Annotated in this window: 16 protein-coding genes; 9 read left to right on the forward strand and 7 right to left on the reverse strand. The window is 59.7% G+C overall.

The window, feature by feature from the left end; all coding sequences use genetic code 11:
• Positions 1-129 precede the first annotated feature (129 nt).
• Positions 130-1,329, reverse strand: coding sequence for a tyrosine--tRNA ligase (gene tyrS / locus LIY36_RS00005; protein ID WP_226454446.1), 1,200 nt, complete (start codon positions 1,327-1,329; stop codon positions 130-132).
• Positions 1,330-1,538: 209 nt separating this feature from the next.
• On the opposite strand from tyrS, the gene LIY36_RS00010 reads away from it, so the two are divergent.
• Positions 1,539-2,957 carry a peptidoglycan DD-metalloendopeptidase family protein gene (locus LIY36_RS00010; protein WP_226454447.1) on the forward strand — a complete coding sequence of 473 codons (1,419 nt, stop codon included), beginning with the start codon at positions 1,539-1,541 and terminating at the stop codon, positions 2,955-2,957.
• A gap of 3 nt (positions 2,958-2,960) precedes the next feature.
• Complete coding sequence (locus LIY36_RS00015; RefSeq protein ID WP_226454448.1) at positions 2,961-4,052, forward strand: anhydro-N-acetylmuramic acid kinase; 1,092 nt, start codon at positions 2,961-2,963, stop codon at positions 4,050-4,052.
• Positions 4,053-4,117: 65 nt separating this feature from the next.
• Here LIY36_RS00015 and erpA read toward each other — a convergent pair whose 3' ends face one another.
• Positions 4,118-4,468 carry an iron-sulfur cluster insertion protein ErpA gene (erpA, locus tag LIY36_RS00020; RefSeq protein ID WP_003176443.1) on the reverse strand — a complete coding sequence of 117 codons (351 nt, stop codon included), beginning with the start codon at positions 4,466-4,468 and terminating at the stop codon, positions 4,118-4,120.
• 165 nt (positions 4,469-4,633) lie between these two features.
• Positions 4,634-5,668 (reverse strand): N-acetyl-gamma-glutamyl-phosphate reductase, encoded by a 1,035-nt coding sequence (gene argC, locus LIY36_RS00025; protein WP_024077689.1) that lies wholly within the window; start codon positions 5,666-5,668, stop codon positions 4,634-4,636.
• Between the two features lie 135 nt (positions 5,669-5,803).
• Here argC and hemJ point away from each other — a divergent pair, with 135 nt between their 5' ends.
• From hemJ to coq7, 6 genes are all read left to right on the forward strand, one after another.
• On the forward strand, positions 5,804-6,232 hold the full coding sequence (gene hemJ / locus LIY36_RS00030; protein WP_192299777.1) for a protoporphyrinogen oxidase HemJ: 429 nt from the start codon (positions 5,804-5,806) through the stop codon (positions 6,230-6,232).
• 24 nt (positions 6,233-6,256) lie between these two features.
• Positions 6,257-7,219, forward strand: a complete 963-nt coding sequence (locus LIY36_RS00035) for an NAD(P)H-dependent flavin oxidoreductase (RefSeq protein WP_226454449.1) — start codon at positions 6,257-6,259, stop codon at positions 7,217-7,219.
• A 69-nt stretch (positions 7,220-7,288) separates the two neighbouring features.
• The gene (locus LIY36_RS00040; protein ID WP_226454450.1) at positions 7,289-8,239 is read left to right on the forward strand and encodes a DUF805 domain-containing protein; all 951 of its coding nucleotides are present in this window, start codon (positions 7,289-7,291) and stop codon (positions 8,237-8,239) included.
• Positions 8,240-8,302: 63 nt separating this feature from the next.
• A complete protein-coding gene (locus LIY36_RS00045) occupies positions 8,303-9,091 on the forward strand; it encodes an SDR family NAD(P)-dependent oxidoreductase (protein WP_192299780.1) in 789 nt (262 codons plus the stop codon).
• A gap of 46 nt (positions 9,092-9,137) precedes the next feature.
• Positions 9,138-9,476 (forward strand): histidine triad nucleotide-binding protein, encoded by a 339-nt coding sequence (locus tag LIY36_RS00050; protein ID WP_192299781.1) that lies wholly within the window; start codon positions 9,138-9,140, stop codon positions 9,474-9,476.
• Positions 9,477-9,594: 118 nt separating this feature from the next.
• Positions 9,595-10,242: a 2-polyprenyl-3-methyl-6-methoxy-1,4-benzoquinone monooxygenase gene (coq7, locus tag LIY36_RS00055; protein ID WP_017739622.1), complete on the forward strand. Its 648-nt coding sequence runs from the start codon at positions 9,595-9,597 to the stop codon at positions 10,240-10,242.
• Positions 10,243-10,314: 72 nt separating this feature from the next.
• Here coq7 and LIY36_RS00060 read toward each other — a convergent pair whose 3' ends face one another.
• Positions 10,315-10,737, reverse strand: coding sequence for an OsmC family protein (locus LIY36_RS00060; RefSeq protein ID WP_005792019.1), 423 nt, complete (start codon positions 10,735-10,737; stop codon positions 10,315-10,317).
• 247 nt (positions 10,738-10,984) lie between these two features.
• Between LIY36_RS00060 and crp the strand changes: the two genes are divergently transcribed.
• Positions 10,985-11,629 carry a cAMP-activated global transcriptional regulator CRP gene (gene crp / locus LIY36_RS00065; RefSeq protein WP_192299782.1) on the forward strand — a complete coding sequence of 215 codons (645 nt, stop codon included), beginning with the start codon at positions 10,985-10,987 and terminating at the stop codon, positions 11,627-11,629.
• On the opposite strand, the gene LIY36_RS00070 is transcribed toward crp, so the two are convergent.
• The 3 genes from LIY36_RS00070 to trpD all read right to left on the reverse strand — a co-directional run bounded on the left by LIY36_RS00070 (position 11,626) and on the right by trpD (position 14,363).
• Entirely contained in the window at positions 11,626-12,321 is a 696-nt protein-coding gene (locus LIY36_RS00070) for a lipoate--protein ligase family protein (RefSeq protein ID WP_192299783.1), read from the reverse strand. The two genes, crp and LIY36_RS00070, sit on opposite strands and share 4 nt — an antisense overlap.
• 159 nt (positions 12,322-12,480) lie before the next feature.
• Positions 12,481-13,317 (reverse strand): indole-3-glycerol phosphate synthase TrpC, encoded by an 837-nt coding sequence (gene trpC / locus LIY36_RS00075; RefSeq protein ID WP_226454451.1) that lies wholly within the window; start codon positions 13,315-13,317, stop codon positions 12,481-12,483.
• Entirely contained in the window at positions 13,314-14,363 is a 1,050-nt protein-coding gene (gene trpD, locus LIY36_RS00080) for an anthranilate phosphoribosyltransferase (RefSeq protein ID WP_192299785.1), read from the reverse strand. The genes trpC and trpD overlap by 4 nt, the downstream gene beginning before the upstream one ends.
• Between the last annotated feature and the right edge of the window lie 2 nt (positions 14,364-14,365).

The raw sequence follows: 14,365 nt of genomic DNA on the forward strand, positions 1-14,365 counted from the left end.
TAACTGAAGCAACCTGCTGCCGAAAACTGCGTAACTCATTGTTTACCAAGGAGTTTTCCGTTTCGACTGCGCCGGAAGTGGGGCGAATTATAGACAGTTACAATTCGCCGTCAACACTTAATTACAGGTTTATTCGGATTTGAGCGTAATGCGCGCAAATGCCTTCTTCCCAGCCTGGCAGACATGGGTAGCACCCAGCTCGTATATAAAGGTGCGATCAACAACTTCACCATCTATACGCACGCCGCCCGAACCCAGCAGATCACGCGCAACCGCCGAGTTCTTCACCAAGCCCGCCTTATTAAGCACAGCTGCAATCGGCATGGCCTCCGCAGCAGACAGCTCAACTTCCGGCAGGTCATCCGGCAGCTCGCCATCCTTCATGCGGTTGCCAGCGCCACGATGAGCGCTGGCCGCAGCCTCCTCACCATGGAAGCGCGCAACAATCTCTTCCGCCAGCTTGATCTTCACATCACGCGGGTTGGCACCTGCCTCGACATCAGCACGCAACGCATTGATCTCATCCATCGAACGGAAGCTCAACAGCTCGAAGTAACGCCACATCAGGGCATCCGGAATCGAAACAAGCTTGCCGTACATCACGCCCGGCGCTTCCTGGATACCGACATAGTTACCCAGCGACTTGGACATCTTCTTGACGCCATCCAAGCCTTCCAGCAACGGCATGGTCAGAATGCACTGAGCTTCCTGCCCATAGGCACGCTGCAGCTCACGCCCCATCAGCAGGTTGAACTTCTGATCCGTGCCGCCCAACTCAACGTCCGCACGCAACGCCACCGAGTCATAGCCCTGAACCAGCGGATAGAGGAACTCATGAATCGCGATTGGCTGATTGGTTGAATAGCGCTTATCGAAGTCGTCACGCTCAAGCATGCGTGCCACGGTGTACTGGGAAGTCAGACGAATAAAATCCGCCGGCCCCATTTGATCCATCCACGTGGAGTTGAACGCCACTTCGGTCTTGGCCGGATCAAGAATCTTGAACACCTGAGTCTTGTAGGTCTCGGCATTGTCGAGCACTTGCTCGCGAGTCAACGGTGGACGCGTCGCGCTCTTGCCGCTCGGATCACCGATCATCCCGGTGAAGTCACCTATAAGGAAGATCACCTGGTGCCCCAGCTCCTGGAACTGGCGCAGCTTATTAATAAGCACGGTGTGACCCAGGTGCAGATCCGGCGCAGTCGGATCAAAGCCGGCTTTAATACGCAGGGGCTGGCCACGCTTGAGCTTTTCAATCAGCTCAGCCTCAACCAACAGTTCTTCCGCACCACGTTTTATCAGCGCTAGCTGCTCTTCAACCGACTTCATAACAGACCTGCAAAGCTCAGATTCAAAAGGGAACCAACCATACAAGATCAGGGACTAATTACAAGTTTTGCCCTGCGCACGGACACCGTTCAGCAAGCCCAGCGTTCGCGAGCTTGCGCCACAGATGATTTGGTTATATTTTATACAGTTATTTCATCTTCATCATGTCATTCATCTTTTCCATTTCATCTTCAAAGTCAAAATTACTTATGACCACTGAACCGTCTAAAGCGCCTCCGCTTTACCCGAAGACCCACCTGCTCGCAGCAAGTGGTATCGCCGCCCTTCTCAGCCTGGCACTCCTGGTATTCCCTTCCAGTGACGTAGAAGCCAAACGAACATCCCTGAGCCTTGACCTGGAAAGCCCAGTTGAACAACTGACACAAGATCAAGACGCTTCCGACTCACAACAAGCCACAAATGCGCCAAGCGAATCGCCGTTCGCCCAGATAGAAAGCGCTCCAGAAGACACCCAGCAAGCCGCCCAGGGTCAACCCACGCCTGCTGCAGCCACCGCCAAGAACCCTCAGCACCGCGAAGTGATCGTGGCCAAGGGCGACACGCTATCTACGCTGTTCGAGAAGGTCGGCCTGCCTGCTGCCACGGTAAATGACGTGCTCGCCAGCGATAAGCAAGCCAAGCAGTTCACCCAGCTCAAACACGGACAAAAGCTGGAGTTCGAACTCACGCCCGACGGCCAGTTGAACAACCTGCACAGCAGCGTCAGCGACCTCGAAAGCATTACCCTGACCAAGGGCGCCAAAGGCTTCGCCTTCAACCGCATCACGACCAAACCGGTAATGCGTTCCGCCTACGCACACGGCGTGATCAACAGTTCCTTGTCGCAATCGGCCGCCCGCGCCGGTCTGTCCCACAGCATGACCATGGACATGGCCAGCGTGTTTGGCTATGACATTGACTTCGCACAGGACATCCGCCAAGGCGACGAATTCGACGTCATTTACGAACAAAAGGTCGCCAACGGCAAAGTGGTAGGCACCGGCAGCATCCTCTCCGCACGCTTCACCAACCGCGGCAAGACTTACACCGCGGTGCGCTACACCAACAAACAAGGCAACAGCAGCTACTACACCGCCGACGGCAACAGCATGCGCAAGGCCTTCATACGCACCCCCGTGGACTTCGCTCGCATTAGCTCGCGTTTCTCCATGGGCCGCAAGCATCCAATTCTGAACAAAATCCGCGCCCACAAAGGCGTCGACTACGCCGCCCCTCGCGGCACACCGATCAAGGCAGCGGGTGACGGCAAAGTGCTGCTGGCCGGGCGTCGTGGCGGTTATGGCAACACCGTGATCATTCAGCACGGCAACACCTACCGTACGCTCTACGGCCACATGCAGGGCTTTGCCAAAGGCGTGCAGACCGGCGGCACCGTGAAACAAGGCCAGGTCATTGGCTACATCGGCACCACCGGCCTGTCTACCGGCCCGCACTTGCACTATGAATTCCAGGTCAACGGCGTACACGTCGACCCGCTGGGCCAGAAGCTGCCGATGGCCGATCCGATCGCCAAGGCTGAGCGCGCGCGCTTCATGCAGCAAAGCCAACCGCTGATGGCGCGCATGGACCAGGAGCGCTCCACGCTGCTGGCTTCGGCGAAGCGCTAAGGTATGTCGCTCTATATAGGTGTGATGTCCGGAACCAGCCTCGACGGCCTGGACATAGCCCTCATCAGACAAGACTCGGCGATCGCACTGGTCGCCAGCCACTACATCCCCATGCCCGACGCCCTGCGTACCGAGCTGCTCGGCCTGTGCGCCAGCGGCCCGGACGAGATCGCACGCTCGGCCATTGCCCAGCAACACTGGGTAACGCTCGCCGCCCAAGGCATTCACGCCTTGCTCGACCAGCAAAACCTCAAGCCCCAGGATATTCGCGCGATTGGCAGCCACGGCCAGACCATCCGCCACGAGCCTGCACGGGGCTTTACGGTGCAGATCGGCAACCCTGCCCTGCTCACCGAGCTGACAGGTATTACCGTGGTCAGCGACTTCCGTAGCCGCGACGTCGCCGCTGGCGGCCAAGGCGCACCGCTGGTTCCAGCCTTTCACGAAGCACTGTTTGGTGAACGCACCGGCAATAACGCGGTGTTGAATGTGGGAGGTTTCAGCAACCTCAGCCTGATCGAGACCGGCAAGCCGGTAGCCGGATTCGACTGCGGCCCAGGCAATGTGCTGCTCGATGCGTGGATTCATCAACAACGCGGCGAACACTTCGACCTTGATGGCCAATGGGCAGCCAGCGGCAGTATCGTGCCCCAGCTCCTCAACGCCTTGCTCAGCGACCCCTTCTTCTTGACCAAGGGCCCTAAAAGCACCGGCCGCGAAGTGTTCAACCTGGGATGGTTGCAACAACACCTCTCCCGCTTGCCTGTATTCGAGCAACAGGACGTTCAGGCTACCCTGCTGGAACTGACCGCCCTGACCATCGTGGAGTCTCTGCAAAGCGCCCAAGCCCAGACCGAAACCCTGCTGGTCTGTGGTGGTGGCGCACATAACTCGACATTGATGAATCGTCTGGCGACGCTACTGCCCTCGACTCAGGTCAGCAGTACAGCCACCCACGGCGTAGACCCTGACTGGGTAGAAGCGATGGCCTTCGCCTGGCTGGCCCACTGCTGCCTGGAAGGAATCGCCGCCAACCGCCCCAGCGTTACTGGAGCACGCGGGCTTCGCGTATTGGGCGCAATCTACCCAGCCTGAACCCCACACAGCAAAACGCCGCTTGGCCTATTAAAGCCAAGCGGCGTTTTTGTATCCGCTATCGATCAGATCGAGAACGAAGACCCGCAACCACAGGTAGTCGTGGCATTAGGGTTCTTGATCACAAAACGCGAACCCTCCAGACCTTCCTGATAATCCACCTCGGCGCCTGCCAGGTACTGGAAGCTCATCGGGTCCACAACCAGGCTCACGCCCTCGCGTTCGACGATGGTGTCGTCATCGGCTACATCTTCATCGAAGGTAAAACCGTACTGAAACCCTGAACAACCGCCGCCCGTAACAAATACGCGCAGCTTCAAGCGATCATTACCCTCTTCATCGACCAGGCTCTTCACCTTGTGCGCAGCACCGTGGGTGAATTGCAAAGCCGTGGGGGTGAAGGATTCAACGCTCATGCTGATAATCTCCCGGCGTACCGCCGCCATATGCGTAATGGCGGGCATTATCCGCTTCTCCTAGAAAAGCGGTCAACTATTGTTACGGTATATCAATCTGCGCTGGCGCCATTAAAAACACAAAAGGCCCGATCAACGGGCCTTTTGCAAATCCAGTCAGCGGCCTTAAGGCAGCATGCCAGCGTGGGACAAGCCCAACTTCTCATCCAGGCCGAACAGGATGTTCATGTTCTGCACCGCCTGGCCCGACGCGCCCTTGACCAGGTTATCGATCACCGACAGCACCACGACCAGGTCGCCATCCTGTGGACGATGCACCGCGATACGGCACACGTTGGCGCCACGCACACTGCGGGTTTCCGGGTGGCTGCCGGCAGGCATCACATCGACGAACGGTTCGTTGGCATAACGTTTTTCAAACAGTGCCTGCAGGTCTACCGAACGATCGACCACGGTCGCATACAACGTGGAGTGAATGCCACGGATCATCGGCGTCAGGTGCGGCACAAACGTCAGGCCCACCTCCTTGCCGGCGGCGCGACGCAGCCCCTGGCGGATTTCCGGCAAGTGACGATGCCCTTTTACTGCATAGGCCTTCATGCTTTCCGACGTCTCGGAGTACAGCGAGCCTACGGCAGCACCACGACCGGCACCGCTGACGCCCGACTTGCAGTCCGCGATCAAACGCGACGCATCCGCCAGCCCGGCTTCCAGCAATGGCAGGAAACCCAGTTGTGTCGCGGTCGGATAGCAACCCGGCACGGCAATCAGTCGGGCTTGCTTGATCTGCTCACGATTGACTTCCGGCAGACCGTAGACAGCCTCCTCAAGCAACTCCGGCGCACCGTGCGGCTGGCCGTACCACTTGGCCCACTCATCGGCATCTTGCAGGCGGAAGTCCGCAGACAGGTCGATCACCTTGGTGCCGGCCGCCAGCAGCTCACCGGCCAGCGCATGGGCAACACCGTGCGGGGTCGCGAAGAACACCACGTCGCAGGCGCCCAGGGTCTTGATGTCCGGCACGCTGAACGCCAGGCCATCGTAGTGGCCTCGCAGGTTCGGGTACATATCGGCCACGGCCAGCCCAGCCTCGGATCGGGAAGTGATGACCACCACCTCTGCTTGCGGATGCTGAGCCAACAGACGCAGCAATTCGACACCGGTGTAACCCGTGCCGCCGACGATACCGACCTTGACCATAAACCTGCCCTCAACGAACCCACTGGAAAGCCGACGATAATAGGGGCCGTATCGTCCTGCGACAACCGCCAACGTGACGTACGGGCGCATCAGCCACTACTATCTTCGCTACCGTGAACCTGGGAATAACTAAAAATGCTCTATCTATGGGTCAAAGCCTTCCACATCATCAGCATCGTCTGCTGGTTTGCCGGGCTGTTCTACCTGCCACGCCTGTTCGTGTACCACGCCCAAAGCGAAGACACCGTCAGCCAGGAACGCTTCAGCCTCATGGAGCGCAAGCTGTATCGCGGCATCATGGGCCCGGCGATGCTTGCCGCGCTGATTTTCGGCGGCTGGCTGATCTACCTGAACCCGAGCATCTTTCACTCGGGCGGCTGGATCCACGCCAAGCTGACCCTTGTCGTGCTGCTCATCGGCTACCACCACATGTGCGGCGCGCAGGTGAAACGCTTTGCCCGTGGCGAAAACACCCGCAGCCATGTCTTTTATCGCTGGTTCAATGAAGTCCCGGTTCTGCTATTGCTGGCTATCGTAATTTTGGTCGTGGTCAAACCGTTCTAACTTCAATCACACGGGATCAATCCAATGTCGCTGCCTGCTCTGCTTGAACAACATCTGCGCCTGCCGGTGGTGGTCGCGCCGATGTTTCTGATTTCCAACCCACAACTGGTGCTGGCCTGCTGCCGTAATGGTGTCGTCGGGAGTTTCCCGGCACTCAACCAGCGCGAAAGCAGTGGTTTCAAAGCCTGGCTGGAAGAAATAGAAGCGGGCCTGGCGCAGTTGGACAACCCCGCGCCATATGCCGTGAACCTGATCGTGCACAACAGCAACCCGCGACTGGAGGCAGACCTGGCGATCTGCGTCGAGCACAAGGTGCCAATCGTCATCACCAGCCTTGGCGCGGTGAAGGAAGTGGTCGACGCCGTGCACAGCTATGGCGGCCTGGTGTTCCACGACGTCACCACCCGGCGCCATGCCGAGAAAGCCGCTGAAGCCGGTGTGGATGGCCTGATCGCCGTGGCCGCAGGCGCTGGCGGCCATGCCGGCACCTGGAGCCCGTTCGCGCTGATCGCCGAGATTCGTCAGTTCTTCGACAAGACCCTGCTGCTGGCCGGCTGCCTCAACCACGGGCACGAGATCCTCGCGGCCCAGTTGCTGGGGGCTGACCTGGCGTATTTCGGCACCCGCTTTATCGGCACCACCGAAAGCCACGCCCCGGATGCCTATAAAGAGATGCTGCTCACATCGCGCGCCGCCGACATCGTGCACACTCCTGCAGTCTCCGGCGTGCCCGCCAGCTTTATGCGCCAGAGCCTGGAAAACGCCGGTTTCGACCTCGCTGCGCTGCAAGGCAAGGGTGAAGTCAACTTCGGCTCCAAGCTCAAGCCGTTGAGCGACGAAGCCAAGGCCTGGAAGACCGTCTGGTCGGCCGGCCAAGGCGTTGGTGAGATCAAAGATTTACCCAGCGTCGATGAACTGGTTGCGCGCCTGGATGCCGAATACCGCAAGGCGCACGAACAGGCGGTACAATTGCGCTGGCCACGCTAAACCAACCGCAAGGCCTGCCGCTTGGGCAGTCCTGCATTACCTCACAGATAGAGTGACAAGGAAGCCCGCATGAGCGACAACCGTTTCAAGATTGTGTTTGATGGAGCCTTGCTCCCGGGGGTCGAAAGCGCCACTGCCAAACTCAACCTGGCCGAGCTGTTCAAGAGTGAAGTCGACGCCATCGAAAAACTCTTCACCGGCCGCCCGGTCGCGCTGAAACGCGACCTGTCCCGCCCCGATGCCGAAACCTACCTCAATGCGCTGAAAAACGCCGGGGTCGACGCACGCATCGAAACCGAGCAACCCGTAGCGTTCAACCTTGCCGAAACACACGAGACCGGTTCCGGCCCCTCCGCCGCCGCATCCCCTTACGCGCCACCGCGCGCCGCTGTGGGTGACGACTTGCCGGAATTCTCCACCCTGAAGGTGTTCACCATCCACGGGCGCATCGGCCGCCTGCGCTACCTCGCCTGGACGCTGGTGTTGACCGTCGCGATGCTGGTCGCCTCGGGCATCATAGCCACTGCCGGCTTCGCCGTGGCAACCGCCTCGCCGACGGCAGGCATGATTCTCGGCATCCTGCTGGGTTTTGCGTTGTTCGTCGCACTGCTGTGGGTCAGCGTGCAAATCGCCGTGCAGCGCCTGCATGACCTGGGCTGGTCCGGTTGGTTGTGGTTCCTCAACCTGGTGCCGCTGGTGAACAGCGTCTTCCCGATCCTGCTGCTGGTATTGCCAGGCAATGCCGGCGCCAACCAATACGGCGCGCCACCACCGCGCAACTCCACCGCGGTAAAGGTCCTGGCCACCCTATGGCTGGCGTTTATCCCGGTGATGCTGGCGATTGTGGTGACCCTGGGTATGAACGGTTACCTGAACCAACTTGAAGCCAACGTCGACAGCAGCTACGAAAACAGCTCCATCACCTCCGATGCCGACACCGACCAGAGCGTGATCGTTGATGAAGACGAAGCGCAAAGTGCTGACGAAGCGGCCGAACCTGTAGACTCTCCAGAACAGTGAAGAAACGCCCGCCGCCTGTGATGCCTCTGTCACAGGCTCGGCGGCGTTGCGATGGAGAAAGGCATGACCCGTTACGCTCTGATCACCGGTGCCTCCAGCGGCATCGGCCTGGCTTTGGCCGAAGCCTTGGCCCGTCGCGGCCGCAGCTTGATTCTGGTGGCCCGCCAGCGTGATCAGTTGGAAAGCATTGCACTGGAATTGACCCAACGTTTCGGCGTGGAGGTGCTGTTTCGAGCCTGCGACCTGGGCGAACCACTGCGTTTGTCCGGGTTCCTGCTGGAGCTGGAAGAAGGCGAACGGCAGATCGACCTGCTGGTCAACTGCGCCGGCATCGGTACCAGCGGCCCATTCCTGGCCCAGGACTGGATGACCGAACAGGACCTGATCGAAGTCAACATCCTCGCCCTCACCCGTATGTGTCACGCCCTTGGCAACGCCATGGCGCTGCACGGCGGCGGGCAGATTCTCAACGTTGCCTCGGTGGCCGCGTTTCAGCCCGGCCCATGGATGAGCAGCTACTACGCCAGCAAGGCCTACGTGCTGCACTTCTCAGAAGGTTTGCGTGAAGAGTTGAAGACCTGCGGCATCAAGGTCTCGGTACTCTGCCCCGGCCCGACGCGCACCGCGTTCTTCGGCACTGCGCAAATGGATACCGCCAAGCTCGACCGCAGCGAAAAACTGATGAGCCCGGAAGAAGTGGCGCTCTTCACCGTACGCGCCCTCGACAAGAACAAAGCCATCATCATTCCCGGCCGACGCAACCGCTGGCTCGCCTTCAGCCCGCGTTTCAGCCCACGCTGGCTGACTCGCAAGATTGCCGGCGCGATCAACAAGGCCTATTGCCCGCGTTGATTGCCTGAGTACACTCACCCTGCCTACTCATAATGGAGAAACAGCTGTGGATACTCTGTTCACCAAGATCATCAACAGAGAAATACCGGCCGACATCATCTACGAAGATGACCAGGTCCTGGCCTTCAAGGACATCCACCCGGCAGCGCCCGTGCACTTCCTGGTCATCCCGAAGAAGCACATCGCGACCCTCAACGACCTGACCGAAGAAGACAAGGCCCTGGCCGGCCATATCTTGTTCACCGCCCAGCGCCTGGCACTGGAGCAGGGCTGCGAGGAAGGTTTCCGCGTGGTGATGAACTGCAACCCGAAAGGCGGGCAGACCGTTTATCACATCCATATGCATGTGCTCGGTCAACGCCAGATGAACTGGCCGCCGGGCTGATCAGCCCCTCAGCAACGGTCGTGCGCCCCAGGCCGCGACCCCATGGGCTTGACGCAGCGCAAACGCTTCCCCCTCTCTTGCGGTAAACTGGCCGCCGAGATTCTTCCCGGAGGTCAGCATGACTACCCAACGTCACTACTCGCCGATTGACCGTCTGTTGTTGCAAGCCGACATGGCCATGCGCACGTTGTTGCCGTTCAGCGGCCAGCCGTATCGCCCCTCGCCTGCCATCGTGCAGCCCGACGCACAGATGAGCGAGACCGACACCCGCCACGTTGCGGGCCTGATGCGCATCAATCATACCGGCGAAGTCTGTGCCCAAGCGCTGTACCAGGGCCAGGCGCTGACCGCCAAGCTGCCGCAAGTACGCGCGGCCATGGAACATGCGGCCGAGGAAGAAATCGACCACCTGGCCTGGTGCGAGCAGCGCATTCGGCAGTTGGGCAGCCACCCGAGCGTGCTCAACCCGCTGTTCTACGGTTTGTCATTCGGCATCGGCGCCGCCGCCGGCCTGATCAGCGACAAGGTCAGCCTGGGTTTTGTCGCCGCCACCGAACATCAAGTGTGCAAACACCTGGACGAGCACCTTGAGCAATTGCCGGCCGAGGACGAAAAGTCCCGGGCGATTCTCGAGCAAATGCGCATCGACGAGGAACACCACGCAGAAAGCGCACTGGACGCCGGCGGTTTCCGCTTCCCGGCGCCGGTACGGTTTGGCATGAGCCTACTGGCCAAGGTCATGACCAAAAGCACGTACAGAATCTGAATACATCAAATCCAAAGCCACAAAAAAGGGCGCTTTCTAAGCGCCCTTTCTTTTTGCCGACGGAACCGGCGATCAACCCAGCTCGATAATCTCGTAGTCATGGGTGATGGCCACACCGGCCGCGCCGAGCATGATCGACGCCGAGCAGTACTTCTCGGCCGACAGCTCGATGGCACGCTTGACCTGGGCTTCCTTCAACGCCCGCCCCTTCACCACAAAATGCATGTGGATCTTGGTAAACACCTTGGGATCTTCAGTGGCGCGCTCGGCTTCCAGGAAGGCTTCACAGCTTTCCACGGCCTGGCGGGACTTCTTCAGGATGCTGACCACGTCGAAATTACTGCAACCGCCTACACCAAGCAGGAGCATTTCCATCGGGCGTACGCCCAGGTTACGGCCACCGGCTTCCGGCGGGCCGTCCATGACCACGACATGGCCACTGCCCGACTCACCGAGGAACATGGCTTCGCCCGCCCATTGGATGCGTGCCTTCATCGCCCAGACTCCACTGCTAAAAAAGGGTCGCCAGCTTAGCACAGGGCCCGCCGCCGACTGCGTTTCGCATCAAAGCGATCAATAGCAGGGTTTGCCGAGAAAATTGGTTAATCGAGTCAGAATGTGTCTGGTAAGCTGGCGCCAAATCGATGGCGTATTGCTAGTATTTATACAACGTGTATCAATGCCGATACCCACACAAATACAAAAACTCCGACCCTTTGCACTGTCTTTTCGGGATACAAACATGGTTGCTCTTACGCCCATACCCAAGATCAAGAATCTCGACAAGCTGCTGATGCACTGCCAACGTCGGCGTTATCCGGCCAAACACAACATTATCTGCGCTGGCGAACGTTCCGAGACACTGTTCTTCATCATCAAGGGCTCGGTCACCATCCTGATCGAGGACGAAGACGGCCGCGAGATGATCATCGCCTACCTCAACACCGGCGATTTCTTTGGTGAGCTGGGGCTGTTCGAGCAAGCAGGCAAGGAACAGGAACGCAGTGCGTGGGTGCGCGCCAAGGTCGAGTGCGAAGTGGCCGAGATCAGCTACGCCAAGTTTCGCGAGTTGGCCCAGCAAGACCCGGACATTCTCTACGCCCTGAGTGGCCAGATCGCCCAGCGCCTGCGGGACACGACGCGCAAGGTCGGCGACCTCGCCTTCTTTGATGTGACCGGCCGCGTAGCCCGCTGCCTGCTGGAGTTGTGCAAGCAGCCCGACGCCATGACCCACCCCGATGGCATGCAGATCAAGATCACACGCCAGGAAATCGGGCGCATTGTCGGTTGTTCACGGGAGATGGTCGGCCGCGTGCTCAAGGATCTCGAAGAACGCAACCTGGTGCACGTCAAAGGCAAGACGATGGTGGTGTTCGGTACACGTTAAAGCGCCAGGAAGCCTGCCAGCATCTGACGATACAACGTGTCCAGGCGGCTGATTGCATCCGGCGCAGGGAAAGCTTCGTGCAAGGCGATATGACTCTCGGCGCGAACCCGCTGTTCCAGCCCGCATGCCGCATTGAAGCGGTTGACCGCCGCGATCAGCTCTTCGCGATCGCCGTCCAGCAACAACGCACCGTGCACCAACCCCACCGGGCGCCCACCGCTTTGGCGCCAGCGTTGGGCCGTGCCGACCATTTTGCGGCCGTTGAGATTGACGTTGTAGCGACCGTCGCAGAACGCGCCATCGATTTCGCCGACGGACGCATCGCCACCCAGCTCGATCAGCAAATCGCAGATTGGCTGGCACAACCGCAAATAGCCGGTTTCGATGCGATTCTGATCGCCTTCACTGCGCGGTGGCGCATAGACCAGGGCGATGTTGACCGTGGCGCTCGACTGCGGCACCGGCTCGCCACCGGTTTCGCGCAGCAACACCGGCCAATCGGCGGCGGCCGAGACCTGGCTGGCGGTTTCGAATGCAGGCAAACGACTCAGCCGACGCGGCATTACCAAGGCTTGATCGCTGGGTTGCCAGAACAGCAGGCCGTATTCCTGGTCGCCTGCGCAAACAGCCGCCAAAAGGTCCTGCTCGGCGGCAAGGCCAGCCTCAACAGTCATCGAAACTGGCTTAACCATCAAACACCTATCTTTCTGAACAAACACAAAACCCAATGTGGGAGCGGGCTTGCCCGCGAAGACGGTGTGTCAGTCACCTATCCATCGACTGACCGATCGCTATCGCAGGCAAGCCCGCTCCCACACAAGCCCGCTGCCACAGTTTGATCGCATTTCAAATCAGTCGAGGGTCGAACCGCTGACCGCCACGCCACGCTCCGGGAAGAACAGGCGCTGCAACTCCGCGCCCGGATTCTCGGCACGCATGAACGTCTCGCCGACCAGGAACGAATACACCCCACTGATTTCCATCAGTTCCACATCGGCACGGTTGACGATGCCACTCTCGGTAATCACCAGGCGGTCACGCGGGATCCGCGGCAACAGGTCGAGGGTGTTTTCCAGGCTCACTTCGAAAGTGTGCAGGTTGCGGTTGTTGACGCCAACCAGCGGTGTATCCAGGGTTTTCAGTGCGCGCTCCAGCTCATCGCCGTCGTGCACTTCCACCAGCACATCCAGGCCGACACTTTTGGCCACGGCCGCCAGCTCGGCCATCTTCACGTCATCCAGGGCTGAGACGATCAGCAGCACACAGTCGGCGCCCAGGGCACGGGCTTCAACGATCTGGTACGGGTCGACCATGAAATCCTTGCGGATCACCGGCAACTTGCACGCGGCGCGGGCTTGTTGCAAGAACAGGTCGGAACCCTGGAAATAGTCGATATCAGTCAGGACGGACAGGCACGTCGCGCCGCCCTTCTCATAACTGACGGCAATTTCCGACGGCACAAAGTTCTCGCGGATCACGCCTTTGCTTGGCGAGGCTTTCTTGACCTCGGCGATCACCGCCGGCTGCTTGAGCTTGGCCTGGGCGATCAAGGCGTTGGCGAAACCACGCGGGGCATCGGCAAGCTTGGCCTGGCTTTCCAGCTCGGCAAGGCTGACGCGGGCGCGGCGCTCGGCGACTTCTTCAGCTTTGCGGGCGAGGATCTTTTCCAGAACGGTTGGCACACTCATCCTTCATTCTCCATCTTGAATACCGCGGTGAATGCTCCCAGCTCTTCGAGCTTCTCGCGAGCCAGACCGGTGTGCAGCGCATCGTGGGCCAAGGCGACACCTTCCTTAAGACTATAGGCGTGGTCGGCTGCATAAAGTGCCGCGCCAGCATTCAGAACAATCATCTCCGCAGCTTTTTGCCCGTTCTCGGTCTTGCGCCGCCCCAGGGCATCACGAATCAATTCCAGGGACGCCGCCGGGCTTTCCACCGCCAGGCCGTGCAGGCTCTGGCTCTTCATGCCCAGGTCTTCAGGTTCGACCCAATACTCCGTGATCTGGTCGTTCTTCAGCTCCGCGACAAAGGTCGGTGCCGCCAGGCTGAATTCGTCCAGGCCATCCTTGGAGTGCACCACCAGCACATGTTTGCTGCCCAGGCGCTGCAACACTTCGGCCAAAGGCCGGCACAGCGCCTGGCTGAACACGCCAACCACCTGGTGTTTCACACCGGCCGGATTCGTAAGCGGGCCGAGCATGTTGAACAGGGTACGCAGGCCGAGGTCTTTGCGCGGGCCGGCGGCGTGTTTCATTGCGCTGTGGTGGGTCTGGGCAAACATGAAGCCGATGCCGACGTTATCGATGCAACGCGCCACTTGAACCGGCGTCAGGTTCAGGTAGATCCCGGCCGCTTCCAGCAGATCGGCGCTGCCGCTCTTGCCAGACACCGCACGGTTACCGTGCTTGGCCACTGTGCAACCCGCCGCCGCGACCACAAAAGAAGATGCCGTCGACACGTTGAAGATGTTCGCACCGTCACCGCCAGTGCCGACCACATCCACCACGCCGTCCAGGGTCTTGAGCTCAACCTTGTCCGCCAGCTCGCGCATCACCGACACGGCGCCGACGATCTCGTCGATGCTCTCGCTCTTCATGCGCATCGCCATCATGAACGCGCCGATCTGCGCGTCGGTGCATTGACCGGTCATGATCTCGCGCATCACATCGCTCATTTCAGCGGTGCTCAGGTCCAAATGGCCGACGATACGGCTCAGGGCAGTCTTGATATCCATGG

Source organism: Pseudomonas sp. AF03-9, assembly GCF_020515815.1.
Taxonomy (GTDB): domain Bacteria; phylum Pseudomonadota; class Gammaproteobacteria; order Pseudomonadales; family Pseudomonadaceae; genus Aquipseudomonas.